This is a genomic window from Pedobacter faecalis (genome assembly GCF_030182585.1).
Taxonomy (GTDB): Bacteria; Bacteroidota; Bacteroidia; order Sphingobacteriales; family Sphingobacteriaceae; genus Pedobacter; species Pedobacter faecalis.
In genome coordinates this window covers 1635860-1650075 of sequence record NZ_JARXOW010000001.1, presented here as the reverse complement: position 1 = coordinate 1650075, position 14216 = coordinate 1635860, and the positions used below count along the sequence as shown (strand labels likewise).

Genomic DNA, 14216 nt, shown 5'->3' with positions numbered 1-14216 from the left:
AACAGTTGGTTCCGGGATTTCGTTCAAAGTATTTTCAGTTCTGTCACTACCGCCCGGTGATCGGATGTCCATGGTGTAACTATGATGTCGGAAAGCTCAGATTGATCGCCCACCAGGAAGGCGTCTTTCACACGGATGCCTTTTTTTGAAACATGAATGAGATCGATCCGGTCGTGGATTTCGGGATTATGCCATAAGCCTGGCTTGGTGGTCCAGGTATAGCCGGGCTTCTTTTTAACGTTTGGATGGATTTGCCGGTATGCGTCAACAAATCCTGATTTAAGGATGTAGTCGGTGCAGGGCCAGTTTACGGCGAAAGGGAGCAAGGGGTCGTTACGTTCCCTGATCGCCTTTGGCGTCCAGTCGAGACAGCTTGGTTCATTAAAGTCGCCCACCAGCACCACGGGAATTCCTTTGGCCATAAGTGGTGCCACCTCGTCCATCATGCTTTTTACTTCGTGCATTCTGGCTTTGGTGGCCGATTGAATCACCTCTGCCCCGGTACTGAATTTTTTGTCGGCAATATCGTAAGATTCGTACGGCGTATACATGAGGTGCATCACGCCGAAGGCAACGGTTTTGGTGCCCGGCAGTTCTATAAGGACGATCTGCGAATTTTTACCCGCGGTGTTTTGGTGGTTAGCGGGTTGTGGCTTTACCGGTGGTACAGGCTTTATCTTATAACGTGAGATGACCGCCCTGCTTCCGCTTATAATATAGTGGTTCCAGCCCAGCTTTTCCGCAAGAATAATTGCTCTTGATGTTTTGTCGCCCATACCACTGGTCTGCTCCTGCAGGCCTACGACGTCTGCTCCTGAAGTCTTGATTGCCGCCAATTCGTATTTGATGCTCGTGTCTCTGGGCAGTTTGCAGCCATCGCCGCCATGCCATAGGTTAAAGCTCATGATGCGAACGTTCTGCTTCGTCTGAGCGCCGACAGGTTTGACTGACATACAAAAGGCGCTGATCAGTAATAAGATTCGGATGCTGGATTTCATTCTTTGTGATTGGTGTGATGTTGTCTTATTGATCTTTTAGCGGCCTGTATTTTTTCGGCTTCATCTATGGAATGAGACGTGTGGATATCCTCGTCCTCTTCGGCAATGTCTGACAGGCGTTTATAATATTTGTGCAGTTGATCCAACTCTTCTTCGCTCAGATCTTCGATATCGACCATACGGTTACTGGAGTGACGGGAGGCTGCAATAAGTTCATTGAGCTTTAACTGGATAGCCTTGTTGTCTTTGTTCTGTGATTTTTGGATCAGGAAAACCATTAAAAAGGTAACGATCGTTGTGCCGGTATTGATGACCAATTGCCAGGTCTCCGAAAAATGAAAGAGGGGACCGCTAATGGCCCAGACAATCACCACCAGCGCTGCAATGCCAAAGGCAGGCCCGCTTCCAACCCAACAGGTGATCAGGTTCGCTACGTTTTCAAACCAGCCGATTTTCTTTTTTTTTGCCATCTTTTATAGGTGTTAATTATGCAAAACTTTTTCGTACGCCCGCCGCGATTTTCCTCTTAAAAGTACTTCCCCGCAGTACACATACCCCGCGTTTTCAAAAGTCCGGATCATGGCGGGGTTGTCGAAGTTGGTATCGGCCTTGATGCTGGGTATGTTTCGTTCTGCCGCAAAGCGGGCGATATGTTCAAGCATTTGTCTTGCCAGACCTCTTCCCAGGTGACTTTCAGCTATGCCTACCCGGTGTATGACAACGAAGTCGCCCGTACTAAGCCATTTTCCTTCGATATTGTCGTACGCTGGCTCGTCGTTTACTAGTACTGCTACGTACCCCACAATCTGGTCTTTTTCCGTCAGCACATATCCTGCCTGTTTGCTGATGTCGTTTCGGACCACTTCCATATTGGGGTAGCCGTCTTGCCATTGCTCGCTGCCCTCTGCCTTTCTTCTTTCAATCGCCTTTGCCAAAATAGCCCATATCTGGTCAATTTCGTTGGCGCCAGCTTTTCTGAAGTTGTATTCCATTTAATTAGTTGATCTTTTTACTTTCATTGATTACTGCCTGATTTACCTCGCGCACCCGTTCAACCTCCATTTTTTCAAAGGCACGATCATACGTGAGCAGCCCGTTTATTTCGTGCTCTACATCGGTGGTCTGCGTATAAATAGCGACGCTTAATCCCTTATACTTCATGAGTTGCTCTACCTGGTCCATCAGTAGTACATACTTGTCGGTGAGCCTTTCCTTTGTTGGTTCGTAACCGTAGGCATTGTTGTCAACCGGCCACATATGTCCCCTCACAAACAGTCCGACGCCTCCGTATTCACCCAGAGAGGCTGCCCGCTTATCGTCCGGCTTTGAGGCGTCGTTCGGGCCTATGTAAATGTGAGTGTCCACAAAGTCGCCATTTCCCGGATCTCCGGCCGCTTTCTGATAGCCAGGGTTGTTATTGAATCCCGAGTTTCCGTTGACCAGCCTCGAGGGATCATACTTTTTCACCCAGTCGGTAATCTCTTTGACGTCGAAAGCTCCCCAGTTTTCATTGAAAGGCACCCAGGCTATGATTGACGGAGGGTTATGCAGATCGTCCATCATTGCCTTGAGCTCCTTACGGAAAGCGGTTCTGGTTTTTGCCGTGTCTTCATGCTGATACCACATGGCAGGCATATCCTGCCACACAAGCAGGCCAAGCTTGTCGGCCCAGTAATAGAAGCGCTTAGGTTCGGTTTTCATGTGTTTCCTGATCAGGTTGAAACCAGCTCTTTTTGTGAATTCTACATCGTATTTAAGTGCCTCATCTGTCGGAGCCGTCAGAATACCATCGGGCCAGTAACCCTGATCCAGCAAGCCCACCTGCATCACAAATTGATTGTTGAGCAGGGGTCTTACCACGCCATTTACCTTGCCAAGGCGCACATCGCGCATGCCGAAATAGCTGGTGACCTCGTCGGTGACCTTTCCGCTTTTATCGTATAGCGTGAGCTTGAGGTCGTATAAGAAAGGGTCGTCTGGCGACCATAGCTTAGGGTTTGGCACCGGAAGGTAGAATGTGGTCCCAGCTTGCGCCTTTGTCTCTGAAATAACTTTTTTACCGTCAAGGGCCGCTGCTGTGATCTGTGCGACATCAGCGCTTACCGTAATCTGCAAGCGGCTATTAGCCACATCGGGCGTTAGCTTTAGGTTTTTGATGTAGTTTTTGCCAACTGGTTCCAGCCACACACTCTGCCAGATGCCGGAGGTAAAGGTGTAGTCGCCGCGCGGACCGTTTTTGCCGGAGGGTGTCTTGCCATCGTTAGGGTCGTGCGCTGCAACAATCAAAACATTACTTCCTTTTTTTAGGAAAGGTGTGATGTTGATGCTGAAGGCATCGTAGCCGCCTGCGTGAGTGCCGGCTTTTTGTCCGTTTACAAACACCGTGGCGTCGTGGTCAACCGCGTCGAAGTGGATGATCACCTGCTTACCTTTCCAGGATGCCGGGATCTCAAAGTTCCTCCGGTACCACATATTGATTTCCTGGTTACGCTCTATACCCGAAAGTACTGATTCCGGACAGTAGGGCACAAGGATGGTTTCTTTTTTGCCTTCAAAGTTTATTGGCCTTATTGGGTTCAAGGCGTTTTCGACCTGCTTTCCGCCAAGATAATCCCATTTTCCGTTAAGCGAAAGCCAGTCGGCCCGCTGTAACTGCGGTCGGGGATAATCTGGAGACGGCATATCTGTGTTCATGGCAGCCTGTGTCCATTTTGTGGGTAGTTTCGGCTTCTGGCCGGATGCTGTGTGCACCATGATCGCTGTTGCGATCACTAAGATGATGAAAAGCAGTCTCTTAGATATTGTCATAACCTATGATATTTTTTGAATGTAATATATGGGTTTGGTGCTAATTGTACAAAAGTATATGTTTGCAGCTCGCTTAAGAATATTATGAAAGAAGATATTGCCGGTTTGCTGAACCTTATTCAGTCGAAGAACATGAATTTTTCGGGCCTGATTGCCTTTATAGAGGAACGTTATGATCATACCCCGACGGCCTTCAGGAATGGAGAGGTTTACAACGAGGCTTCGCAAAATCAGGGTAGCGCGAAGGTGCTGACTTTTGCAAAGCTTAACGGGCTCTCGGAAGAAGACACTTTACAGTTGTTTGCCGAGCATTACGAAGCAGTGCTTGCGACCCCGGAAGGTACAGATCATCAGAACATCAGGCAGTTTATGGCCCGGGGCTGGGAGGGCGTTGCCTTCGAGGGTGTGGCTTTAAAGGCTAAGTCTTAGGGACGGCGGTAGCGTTTCCAGAAAAGATACCAGCGTTTGTTTCTCGGATAACTTCTATGCGAGGTTCTGTTATTGAAAAATATGGCAACGGCCAGAAGGATAATACATCCCGACAGTACGGGACTGATCACGTAAAGGTACCCGAGCGATAAGATTTTTTCCGATCCGATATTAGCGATCAGGGCGGTTGCGCCTCCGGGAGGATGCAGGGTTTTAGTGATCTGCATGCAGACTATGGATAGCGACACAGACAGCGCTGAGGCAAGCCAGAGTTCGCCGGGTATCAGTTTATGGATGGTAACGCCGATGATAGCCGAAATGACGTGTCCGCCGATCAGGTTCCGTGGCTGTGCGAGGGGACTATTGATAACGCCGTAGATAAGTACGGCGGAGGCACCAAAAGAGCCGATCAGGAAAAGATTGTCGTGCGCTTCAAAATACGGACTGTGCAGCAGGCCGATAAGCGCTATGCCGGTAAAAGAACCAAGGAAAGTCCAGAAGTGTTCTTTCCGGTCGACCAGCGTTTCTTTATACAGGATATACCTTGCGGCACGTACATGTTTTCTGATCTTTCGCCTCATTCGGCGCAAAGTTAATATTCGCTGCCGGATTCGGCAATGCTGCGTTACATTAATGGGAAGCCGGGGTGGTTTCGGTAATATTCGATTTTGGACAGGAACATTGTCGCCATCTTTTCTGCACGCCACTTTGCTTCTTCGGTAAGCGGCCCTGCGAAGAGACTGTTCAGCGTAGTGCGCCACAAAGTCAGCCAGGTATCGAAATGGTGCTTGCCAATGGCCATGTTTGCATGCGGTGGGAAGGGGCTTCCGCTGTAATTGTGTTTTTCTAACAACACCGTTTGCCAGAAACGGTACATCTTTTCAAGATGTTCGGGCCAGCGGTCGTTGATTATGGCGCCGAAGATAGGTCCGAGTAATTCGTTTTCCCGGATATTGGTGTAAAAGGTGTCGACCAATAAAACAATATCCTCATCCGTACTGATATCTTTTGATGCTGCCATAGTGCAAAGATACGGCTCCTGCTGGCGTGCAAAATGATGCAGGTCATTATTTCTAAAATGATACAAAAGAACCTAAGATTGATCAGGTTAATCAAAAGCTAATTATTTAATTTGCAGACAGCCGGAGTGCCGGACTTGTTGTATAACCAAATTTTAAAGCTTCTGAGAGGTATGAAAAAAAGAACTGCTGTCTATGTTTTGCTTGCTGTATTTCTGGCTGCGCCACTCGCATCTATGTCGCGAGCACTCCCTAAAAAACCAAAAAAGCCTAATATCATTTTGATTTTGGCCGATGATCTGGGTTACTCCGATCTGGGCTGTTATGGCGGTGAGATTAATACGCCGAATCTGGACCGTATAGCAAAGCAGGGGATGCAGTTTACCCAGTTTTACAACGTGTCGAGGTGCTGCCCGACCAGAGCCTCGCTGCTGACTGGTCTCTATAACCACGATGCGGGGATAGGGCATATGACTACCGCAGAAAATGACAGTGGTTATCGCGGTCACCTTGGGAAAAATACCGTTACGATTGCCGAAGTACTGAAGCAGGCCGGCTATAGCACGGCGATGGTGGGTAAGTGGCATGTTTCTAACACAATTACACAGGAAAAAGAGGAACAAATCAAATGGCTTAGTCACCGCGCAGAATATCCGCTCTTTTCGCCGCTGGAGCAATATCCCACGAAAAGAGGGTTTGATAAGTTTTACGGGACGATATGGGGTGTGATTGATTTTTATGATCCCTTTAGCCTGGTAGAGGGCACTACGCCTGTTAAGCAGGTGCCTGCAAATTATTACCATACCGATGCAATTAACGATAAGGCTTCCGGTTATATCCGTGAATTTGCAAAAAAAGGTGAGCCGTTCTTTCTATATATGGCGCACAATGCGCCACACTGGCCAATCCAGGCGCTTCCTGAAGATATTGAAAAGTATAAGGATACCTATAAAGTCGGCTGGGAGGCCATCAGACGCAACCGCTATCAGCGGATGGTTAAGCTTGGTTTGATCGATTCAACCAAGGTGAAGCTGTCACCGCGCAACCCTGCTCAAATGACCTGGGAGAATAACCCGCATAAAGAATGGGATGCCCGGGCAATGGCGGTGCATGCGGCGATGATAGACAGGATGGATCAAGGGATTGGACGTGTGTTGAAAACGCTTGAGGATACGGGTGAACTGGACAATACCATCATCGTATTTTTAAGTGATAATGGTGCCAGTGCCGAGCTTTCAGAAAGGTATGGACCGGGTTTTGACCGACCGGGCGAAACGCGGGACGGGAGAAAGATCTCGTATGCGACAGACAAATCGGTAATGCCTGGTCCGCAGACAACCTTCTTCTCGATTGGGCCGAGCTGGGCCAATGTAGCCAATACGCCTTTCCGGCTATGGAAGTCGCAATCGCTGGAGGGCGGCGTTCACACGCCTATGATCGTTTCCTGGCCTGACGGCATTAAAAAGAAAGGGAGTAAATCTGCGCAGGTTGGCCATGTAATGGATTTTATGGCGACTTTTATTGATGTTACAGGGGCGGCTTATCCGAAGGAATATAACGGAAATATGATTACGCCGCTGGCAGGTAAGAGTTTGGCACCACTGTTTAGAGGTAAAAAGGTTGAGGGGCATTCCGTATTGTGTAATGAGCATGAGGGCAGCAAGTATGTGAGGTATGACAACTGGAAACTGGTGGTTGCCGGTCCCGACCGGAAGTGGCAGCTGTACAATATGACGGACGATCCGACCGAACTGAACAATCTTGCCAGTCAGCATCCCGACAAAGTCAAAGCCATGTCGGCCATGTGGGATGAATGGGCAAAGAATCATCATGTGTTACCTAAGCCATAATATGAGATACATCATTGGAAGCGCTGTTACTATTGCGCTGTTGGCCGGTGCTTACGCCTTTAAGACGGTTGATGAGATCAAGCCGGGCAAGGCTGCAGACAGCCGTCCGAATATTATGATTATTATGGCCGACGATATGGGCTATGCCGATATTGGAAGTTACGGGAGTGAAGTGTCGACCCCCAATCTGGACCGGCTGGCGGCAAATGGCATCCGCTTCCGGCAGTTTTATAACAATGCCCGATGCTGTCCGACTCGTGCTTCTTTATTAACAGGTCTGTATCCGCATCAGGCAGGCATCGGGCACATGACCAATGATCCGGAAGACAGTGTGGCCTACAACTATAATCTGAAAGGATACCAGGGGGCTTTAAATAATAATTGCGTTACGATAGCCGAGGTATTGAAGGGTTCCGGATATCAGACGCTGATGTCCGGTAAATGGCATGTCGGATATCATGGTCAGCAAAGATGGCCGCTTCAACGCGGTTTTGATAAGTACTATGGGATACTCGCAGGAGCGGCAAACTACTTTACCCCGACGGGGCCCAGGGGGCTGACATTGATGAATGAACAGGTGGAACCGGAGGGCGATAATTTTTATCTGACCGATGCGCTGACGGATTACGCTGTAAAGTTTTTAGACGAAAATCGCAAGGAAAGCAAATTGCCTTTTTTCATGTATCTGGCGTATACGAGTCCGCATTGGCCTCTTAATGCGCTGAAAGACGACGTTGATAAATACCGGAACAAATATAAGTCGGGCTGGAAAGCACTACGGAAAGAACGGTACGCCCGGATGATACAATCGGGCGTGTTGACAGCAGAGGCGGGGTTAAGTAAGGATGATGCGGCCGACTGGGACAAGCTTTCTGCCGAAAAGCAGGATGAGATGGATTTCAGGATGGCGCTGTATGCGGCTCAGATTGACCGCATGGACCAGAATATCGGGCGGGTGATCAAAGCACTAGAAGCATCGAGTGAACTTGAGAATACGCTGATCTTCTTTTTATCTGATAATGGCGCATGCGCAGAAGGCGGGGATCTGGGTGGAGGTCTTAAAGAGAATTTAGGTTCGAAGCGGGGTTATATGCTCAGTTACGGCCAGTCATGGGCCAACGCCTCGAACACGCCGTTTAAAAAGTACAAACATTGGGTGAACGAGGGTGGTATCAGCACACCGCTTATTGTTCATTGGCCTAAAGCAATCCCTAAAAATAAAAATGGTAAATTTACTGACCAGTATGGGTTTCTCCCGGATCTTATGGCGACAGTAGTAGAGGTTTCGGGGTCGAAATACCCGGCAAGGTACAAGGGGCAGGATATTTTGCCTATGGCTGGCAAAAGCCTGCTGCCTGTTATCCGGGGTGTTGAAAAGCCAGTGCATGCTCAGCCGATTTTTTGGGAGCATGAAGGCAATTCGGCGGTTAGGCTGGGCAATATGAAACTGGTGTGCGAATATGAGGAAGGGAAGCCACGGAAGTGGCAGCTATATGATATTAGCAAAGACAGATCTGAACTGAATGATCTGGCAGAAAAAAATCCAGAGCAGGTTCGCAGGTTATCTGCAGCTTATGATGAATGGGCGTTACATACTGGCGTTAAGCCCTGGAATGAGATCAGAAAGATTTTAGCTTCGAGAAGGAAGTAGAGAGATATGAAAAAGAGGGTTAGCAGGCGCTTGTTTGGAAGTTGTGGTTTGATGCTTATCGTGGCATTGTTTTGCGGCTCTTGCCAGCCGAAGGCAGGTGAAGAAAATCTGGAAAAGAAAACCGCTGATGATGCATCCTGCCATAGTCATATGCCGAGCAGATTTGGTGCTGCGGCAGCACCGGATTTGAGAGCCGGCACAGCATCGAAAGCCGGGTCTAAGCGTGGCATGAAGTGGATTGAAGGCGGATCCTTTTCTATGGGGGCTGCGACGGCTGGAGGACGGGCCGATGAATATCCTGCGCATCAGGTAAAAGTGGATGGTTTCTGGATGGACGAGAAGGAAGTTACTAATGCACAGTTTGCAGCCTTTGTAAAGGCTACAGGCTATAAAACTGTGGCAGAGCGTAAGCCCGATTGGGAAGAACTCAAGAAGCAGTTGCCTCCCGGCACGCCAAAGCCGCCTGATGATGTGCTTGTGCCGGCTGGTCTAACGTTCAATCCGCCAAATCATCCTGTACCGCTAAACAATGCCGCGCAATGGTGGCGCTGGACTCCGGGAGCAAACTGGCGGCATCCGCAGGGACCCGGTAGTAGTATTGATGGCAAAGACGATTACCCGGTTACACAGGTTTCGTGGGAGGATGCCACCGCTTACGCGAAATGGGCAGGCAAACGTTTGCCAACCGAAGCGGAGTGGGAATATGCCGCGCGCGGTGGTGCGGAAAATGCGATATATCCATGGGGAAATGATCCGGTTGAACAGGGCAAACCAAAAGCGAATACCTGGCAGGGCAGCTTCCCCGACAGGGATACCTCATGGGACGGATTTTCTGGTCTGGCCCCAACCGGTTCGTTCGCTCCGAACAAATATGGTTTGTACGATATGGCCGGGAATGTGTGGGAATGGGTGTCGGATTGGTATACAGCGGATTATTATGCGACTTTGCCCGGAAAAGGAACTGTAAACCCCAAGGGGCCGGCTAAGGGCTATGATCCGGATGAGCCTTTTGTGCCGAAAAAAGTAACCCGGGGTGGTTCGTTTATGTGCAATGCATCTTATTGTGAGGGCTATAAAGTGACCTCGCGGATGAAGTCTTCACCCGATACGGGACTGGAAAATACTGGTTTCCGTTGCGTGGCTGGAAACTAACCGGAATTTTCTATATTGGATGCTATGAAGAAAGTTTTTTCTAACCTGACTTTTCAGGTGCTCATAGCTATTACGTTCGGCATTTTGGTCGGGGCTTTTATCCCGGAGTTTGCGCCACATGCGAAACTGATCAGCCAGAGCTTTATCAATATGATCAGCATGCTCATTGCACCGATCATCTTCTTGACGATCGTGCTGGGTATTGCACATATGGGCGACATGAAGAAAGTTGGCCGGGTAGGTGGTAAAGCTTTGCTGTACTTTGAGATTGTGACTACGCTGGCTATTATGATCGGGATGGTCGTGGCGAATGTGGTAAAGCCCGGTGAGGGCGTTCAGACAGCATCGGGGGATGTGAACAAGGTGAAGGATTATGCTGATAAAGCCGGGGAGATCAATTGGGCGGAGTTCTTTGCGCACATCATTCCACATAATATTTTTGAAGCCTTTAGTACGGGCGACATCCTGCAGATATTGTTCTTTGCTATACTTTTCGGTTATGGGTTAAGTAAGATGGGAGAGCAGGGCGCCTCTTTGCTGAGTACTTTCGATAAGTTGTCGAAGGTTTTTTTCAACATTATGAAGATTGTGATGCGTCTGGCCCCGATTGGGGCATTTGGCGGAATGGCTTATAGTGTGGGTACTTATGGCCTGCATACGCTTTTACCTATGGCAAAACTAATGGCTTCTGTATACCTGACATGCGCGCTTTTTATTTTTGTTGTACTAAATGGCATTTGCCGGTATTATAAGTTTAGCTTGTGGACTTACCTGAGGTACATCAGGCAGGAGATCCTGATTGTGCTCGGTACATCTTCCTCGGAGTCTGTTCTTCCGAGTATGATGCAGAAAATGGAGGCTATTGGCTGCAAAAAATCTGTTGTAGGTTTGGTAATCCCGACGGGCTACTCGTTTAACCTGGATGGTACGGCGATCTACCTCTCGATGGCGGTCATTTTTCTGTGTCAGGTGTTCCATGTGGATTTGTCGGTAGGCCAGCAGTTGAGTATACTTGCAGTGCTGATGGTGACCTCCAAGGGTGCCGCGGGTGTTACCGGAAGTGGATTTATTGTGCTGGCCTCGACGCTGACAGCGCTAAAGATCATGCCGGTTGAACATATTGCGATATTGCTGGGGGTCGACCGTTTCATGTCGGAAGCCCGCGCGATTACCAATATGATAGGCAATGGTATTGCTGCCATTGTGATCGCGAAAAGTGAAAACGATTTTGACGAGAAGAAGTACCTCCGGGCGACGAATCCGGACGCTATAGAAAGAACTGAAGAAGATATTGTATGAAATTTAACTGGATAGCTGCGGTGGGTATAGCCGCGTGTATATGGGGCTGCAGTGGTGTAAAAAAGGGTGCTGATGCGGTTGCCGAAGAACGCGGCTGGGAGTCGCTCTTTAACGGCAGGGATATTAAGGATTGGCGCGTCAAAATACACCATCATGAGACTGGTGTAAACTTTGGGAATACTTTCAGGGTGGATGACGGTCTGATCAAGATCCGGTATGATCAGTATGGCGACTTCAACGATCAGTTCGGACACCTGTACTACAAGACACCATTTTCTTATTACCATTTGAAATTTGAATATCGCTTTGCAGGGGAACTGCAGCGTGGTGCGCCCGATTATACATTACTTAACAGCGGGGTGATGTTTCATTCTCAGGACCCGCGCACGATGCTGAAGGAACAAGACTGGCCAATCTCTATTGAGATGCAGCTTCTGGCCGGACTTGGGGATGGCAGGCCGCGCCCGACTGGTAATATGTGTTCGCCGGGTACTAATGTAGTGTATAAAGGCAGGATCGCTGCGGACCATTGTATCAATTCAACGTCGAAAACATATGGCCGTGATGAATGGGTAAGCGGCGAACTTATCGTGTTGGGCGATTCGCTGATCAGGCATGTGATTAATGGGGATACGGTGCTCGAGTATTCTAAACCGCAGATTGGTGGCGGTATTGCAAACCGGTATGATCCGAAATATAAGGTGGACGGCAAGTTGCTGAGCAGTGGTTTTATTGCGCTTCAAAGCGAGGGGCAGCCCATCGATTTCTGCAATATAAAAATACGTCGTTTAACTAAACAGGGTAAGTAATATTGGCTGGTATCCAGCGAATGTATTTTTTTTGATTTGTTTCGTGATTGCTGCTCAGTTTTATCTAAGTTTGCAGCAAAAATTATAGATACATGAGTGTTTTAGTAAATAAAGATTCAAAAGTCATAGTTCAGGGCTTTACCGGAAATGAAGGTACTTACCATGCTTCTCAGATGATTGAGTATGGAACGAACGTAGTCGGTGGTGTTACGCCAGGAAAAGGCGGTCAGACCCATCTGGACAGACCGGTATTTAACACTGTGAAGGATGCTGTTGATCAGGCTGGTGCTAATGTGTCTATTATTTTTGTGCCGCCTGCTTTTGCTGCCGATGCCATTATGGAAGCTGCTGAAGCCGGTATTAAAGTGATCGTCTGTATTACTGAAGGTATTCCTACGAAGGATATGATTCAGGTTAAGTCTTACATAGCTGACAAAGACTGCCGTTTAATTGGGCCGAACTGTCCGGGTATTATTACTGCCGATGAGGCTAAGATTGGTATTATGCCGGGCTTTATCTTCAAAAGAGGTACAGTAGGCGTGGTTTCTAAGTCGGGTACGCTGACTTACGAGGCGGTAGATCAGGTGGTGAAAGCCGGGTTGGGTATCACTACTGCTATCGGTATTGGTGGTGATCCGATTATCGGGACAACGACCAAGGAGGCTGTTGAGCTTTTAATGAATGATCCGGAGACAGAAGGCATCATCATGATCGGTGAGATTGGTGGTGGCATGGAAGCGGAGGCTGCGCGCTGGATTAAAGAACATGGTACCAAGCCGGTAGTTGGTTTTATCGCGGGTCAGACTGCTCCTCCGGGACGCCGTATGGGCCATGCAGGTGCAATTGTTGGTGGTGCTGACGATACCGCCGCTGCAAAAATGAAAATTATGGCTGAATGCGGTATCCGCGTTGTGGAGAGCCCGGCTGAAATCGGCGCTGCCATGGCCGAACTGCTGAAAAAATAAAGAGCTTCTTGCTTAATAAGCCCCGGTCGACCTGGTTGATCGGGGCTTTGTGTTTTTAATTGACATAAGTATTACTTCTGATGGAAACTATTGGGGCTGTTAAATTCGTATTTTAGGGTAAACAAAAGATGAAGGTATTGCAGTATAAAACAGTTGTGTTGGCTGGCTTGTTCATGGTAGCAGGTATGGTAGCCTGTGGTCAGCAACCGAAAAAGTCTAAAGGCACTGAAGTTTCAGGTAAAAAAGCATCAAAAATGGAGTGGAATAAGTTAACAAAAGAAGAGGAGGACGTTATTGTCCGAAAAGGCACGGAATATCCCGGCACCGGGAAGTTGCTCAATAATAAGGAAAAAGGGACCTATATATGCAGGCGTTGTAATGCGCCTTTGTACAGGTCTGAAACCAAGTTTGAATCGCACTGCGGATGGCCGAGTTTTGATGATGAGATAGACGGGGCTGTATTGAGGGTGCCAGACGCGGATGGTTCGCGGACGGAGATCATCTGCGCGAATTGTAAAGGTCATCTCGGACATGTTTTTCTTGGTGAAGGGTTCACTGCAAAGGATACCCGGCACTGTGTGAACTCTATTTCCATGCAGTTTGTTCCGGATAAGAAATAGTCAGTTTATTTTAAGATAATTTTCAATGCCAGACGATAATTTGTCTGGCATTGTTTGTTTTTACGGATTTAGTTTTCTTATGTTTGCAGGGTTCACCAAACTCAATAACGAATGAAGTATTACTTATTCTTATGCTGTCTGTTGATGTCTCTCAAAGGTTTTTCTCAGAATATGCCAGCAAATCAAGTCCTGGATGAGTTTGTTAGCGGTAGTGTAAAGCCTAAAGCAGAGAGCGAATCAGTAAGTTCTTCAAATGTTGTTTCAAAGACGGTTTTAGCTACTTATTATGCCCGGAAATTTGAGGGGCGCAGAACTTCAAGCGGGGCGCGTTATCGTGCTGCTAAAATGACTGCGGCGCATCTTACCCTTCCGTTTGGCACAATAGTTACCGTGACTAACCCCGCGAATGGGAAGTCGGTCGAAGTTGAGATCAATGACCGTGGTCCGCATTCCAAGAAATTCAGTATTGATGTGTCGGCCGGTGCCGCAAAGGCATTGGGCTTTTACGGTAAGGGTGTAGCTGAGCTGGAAATCAGCTATGTTCCTGAAGAAGATTAGGCTTTAACTTTTTTAGAATCAAAGTCAGTTTTTTCTGATTTATTAACAATCTTGAATT

General features: G+C 48.1%; 15 protein-coding genes. 9 read left to right on the top strand and 6 right to left on the bottom strand.

The window, feature by feature from the left end; all coding sequences use genetic code 11:
- Positions 1 to 23: 23 nt before the first annotated feature.
- Genes QEP07_RS07360 through QEP07_RS07345 form a run of 4 tightly spaced genes read right to left on the bottom strand, consistent with a single transcriptional unit; the run spans position 24 to position 3806 of the window.
- Positions 24 to 953 (bottom strand): endonuclease/exonuclease/phosphatase family protein, encoded by a 930-nt coding sequence (locus QEP07_RS07360; RefSeq protein WP_285009260.1) that lies wholly within the window; start codon positions 951 to 953, stop codon positions 24 to 26.
- A gap of 41 nt (positions 954 to 994) precedes the next feature.
- Positions 995 to 1468, bottom strand: coding sequence for a low affinity iron permease family protein (locus QEP07_RS07355; RefSeq protein ID WP_285009259.1), 474 nt, complete (start codon positions 1466 to 1468; stop codon positions 995 to 997).
- A gap of 12 nt (positions 1469 to 1480) precedes the next feature.
- Positions 1481 to 1990 carry a GNAT family N-acetyltransferase gene (locus QEP07_RS07350; protein ID WP_285009258.1) on the bottom strand — a complete coding sequence of 170 codons (510 nt, stop codon included), beginning with the start codon at positions 1988 to 1990 and terminating at the stop codon, positions 1481 to 1483.
- 4 nt (positions 1991 to 1994) lie between these two features.
- Complete coding sequence (locus tag QEP07_RS07345) at positions 1995 to 3806, bottom strand: glycoside hydrolase family 2 protein (RefSeq protein ID WP_285009257.1); 1812 nt, start codon at positions 3804 to 3806, stop codon at positions 1995 to 1997.
- An 84-nt stretch (positions 3807 to 3890) separates the two neighbouring features.
- Here QEP07_RS07345 and QEP07_RS07340 point away from each other — a divergent pair, with 84 nt between their 5' ends.
- Positions 3891 to 4235 (top strand): HopJ type III effector protein, encoded by a 345-nt coding sequence (locus QEP07_RS07340; RefSeq protein WP_256004069.1) that lies wholly within the window; start codon positions 3891 to 3893, stop codon positions 4233 to 4235.
- On the opposite strand, the gene QEP07_RS07335 is transcribed toward QEP07_RS07340, so the two are convergent.
- Entirely contained in the window at positions 4232 to 4816 is a 585-nt protein-coding gene (locus QEP07_RS07335; protein ID WP_285009256.1) for an HPP family protein, read from the bottom strand. The genes QEP07_RS07340 and QEP07_RS07335 overlap by 4 nt on opposite strands.
- 44 nt (positions 4817 to 4860) lie before the next feature.
- Positions 4861 to 5256 carry a group III truncated hemoglobin gene (locus tag QEP07_RS07330; protein ID WP_285009255.1) on the bottom strand — a complete coding sequence of 132 codons (396 nt, stop codon included), beginning with the start codon at positions 5254 to 5256 and terminating at the stop codon, positions 4861 to 4863.
- Between the two features lie 171 nt (positions 5257 to 5427).
- Between QEP07_RS07330 and QEP07_RS07325 the strand changes: the two genes are divergently transcribed.
- The 8 genes from QEP07_RS07325 (at position 5428) to QEP07_RS07290 (ending at position 14158) form a co-directional block, all read left to right on the top strand.
- Positions 5428 to 7104 (top strand): arylsulfatase, encoded by a 1677-nt coding sequence (locus QEP07_RS07325; RefSeq protein ID WP_285009254.1) that lies wholly within the window; start codon positions 5428 to 5430, stop codon positions 7102 to 7104.
- A 1-nt stretch (position 7105) separates the two neighbouring features.
- On the top strand, positions 7106 to 8755 hold the full coding sequence (locus QEP07_RS07320) for an arylsulfatase (RefSeq protein ID WP_285009253.1): 1650 nt from the start codon (positions 7106 to 7108) through the stop codon (positions 8753 to 8755).
- A gap of 6 nt (positions 8756 to 8761) precedes the next feature.
- Positions 8762 to 9907, top strand: a complete 1146-nt coding sequence (locus tag QEP07_RS07315) for a formylglycine-generating enzyme family protein (RefSeq protein ID WP_285009252.1) — start codon at positions 8762 to 8764, stop codon at positions 9905 to 9907.
- A gap of 24 nt (positions 9908 to 9931) precedes the next feature.
- Positions 9932 to 11206, top strand: a complete 1275-nt coding sequence (locus QEP07_RS07310; RefSeq protein ID WP_285009251.1) for a dicarboxylate/amino acid:cation symporter — start codon at positions 9932 to 9934, stop codon at positions 11204 to 11206.
- On the top strand, positions 11203 to 12015 hold the full coding sequence (locus tag QEP07_RS07305) for a 3-keto-disaccharide hydrolase (RefSeq protein ID WP_285009250.1): 813 nt from the start codon (positions 11203 to 11205) through the stop codon (positions 12013 to 12015). The genes QEP07_RS07310 and QEP07_RS07305 overlap by 4 nt, the downstream gene beginning before the upstream one ends.
- A 92-nt stretch (positions 12016 to 12107) precedes the next feature.
- Positions 12108 to 12980: a succinate--CoA ligase subunit alpha gene (gene sucD, locus QEP07_RS07300; RefSeq protein WP_256004078.1), complete on the top strand. Its 873-nt coding sequence runs from the start codon at positions 12108 to 12110 to the stop codon at positions 12978 to 12980.
- 128 nt (positions 12981 to 13108) lie between these two features.
- Complete coding sequence (locus QEP07_RS07295) at positions 13109 to 13600, top strand: methionine-R-sulfoxide reductase (protein ID WP_285009249.1); 492 nt, start codon at positions 13109 to 13111, stop codon at positions 13598 to 13600.
- 171 nt (positions 13601 to 13771) lie between these two features.
- A complete protein-coding gene (locus QEP07_RS07290) occupies positions 13772 to 14158 on the top strand; it encodes a septal ring lytic transglycosylase RlpA family protein (RefSeq protein WP_256004081.1) in 387 nt (128 codons plus the stop codon).
- The last annotated feature ends 58 nt before the right edge of the window (positions 14159 to 14216 follow it).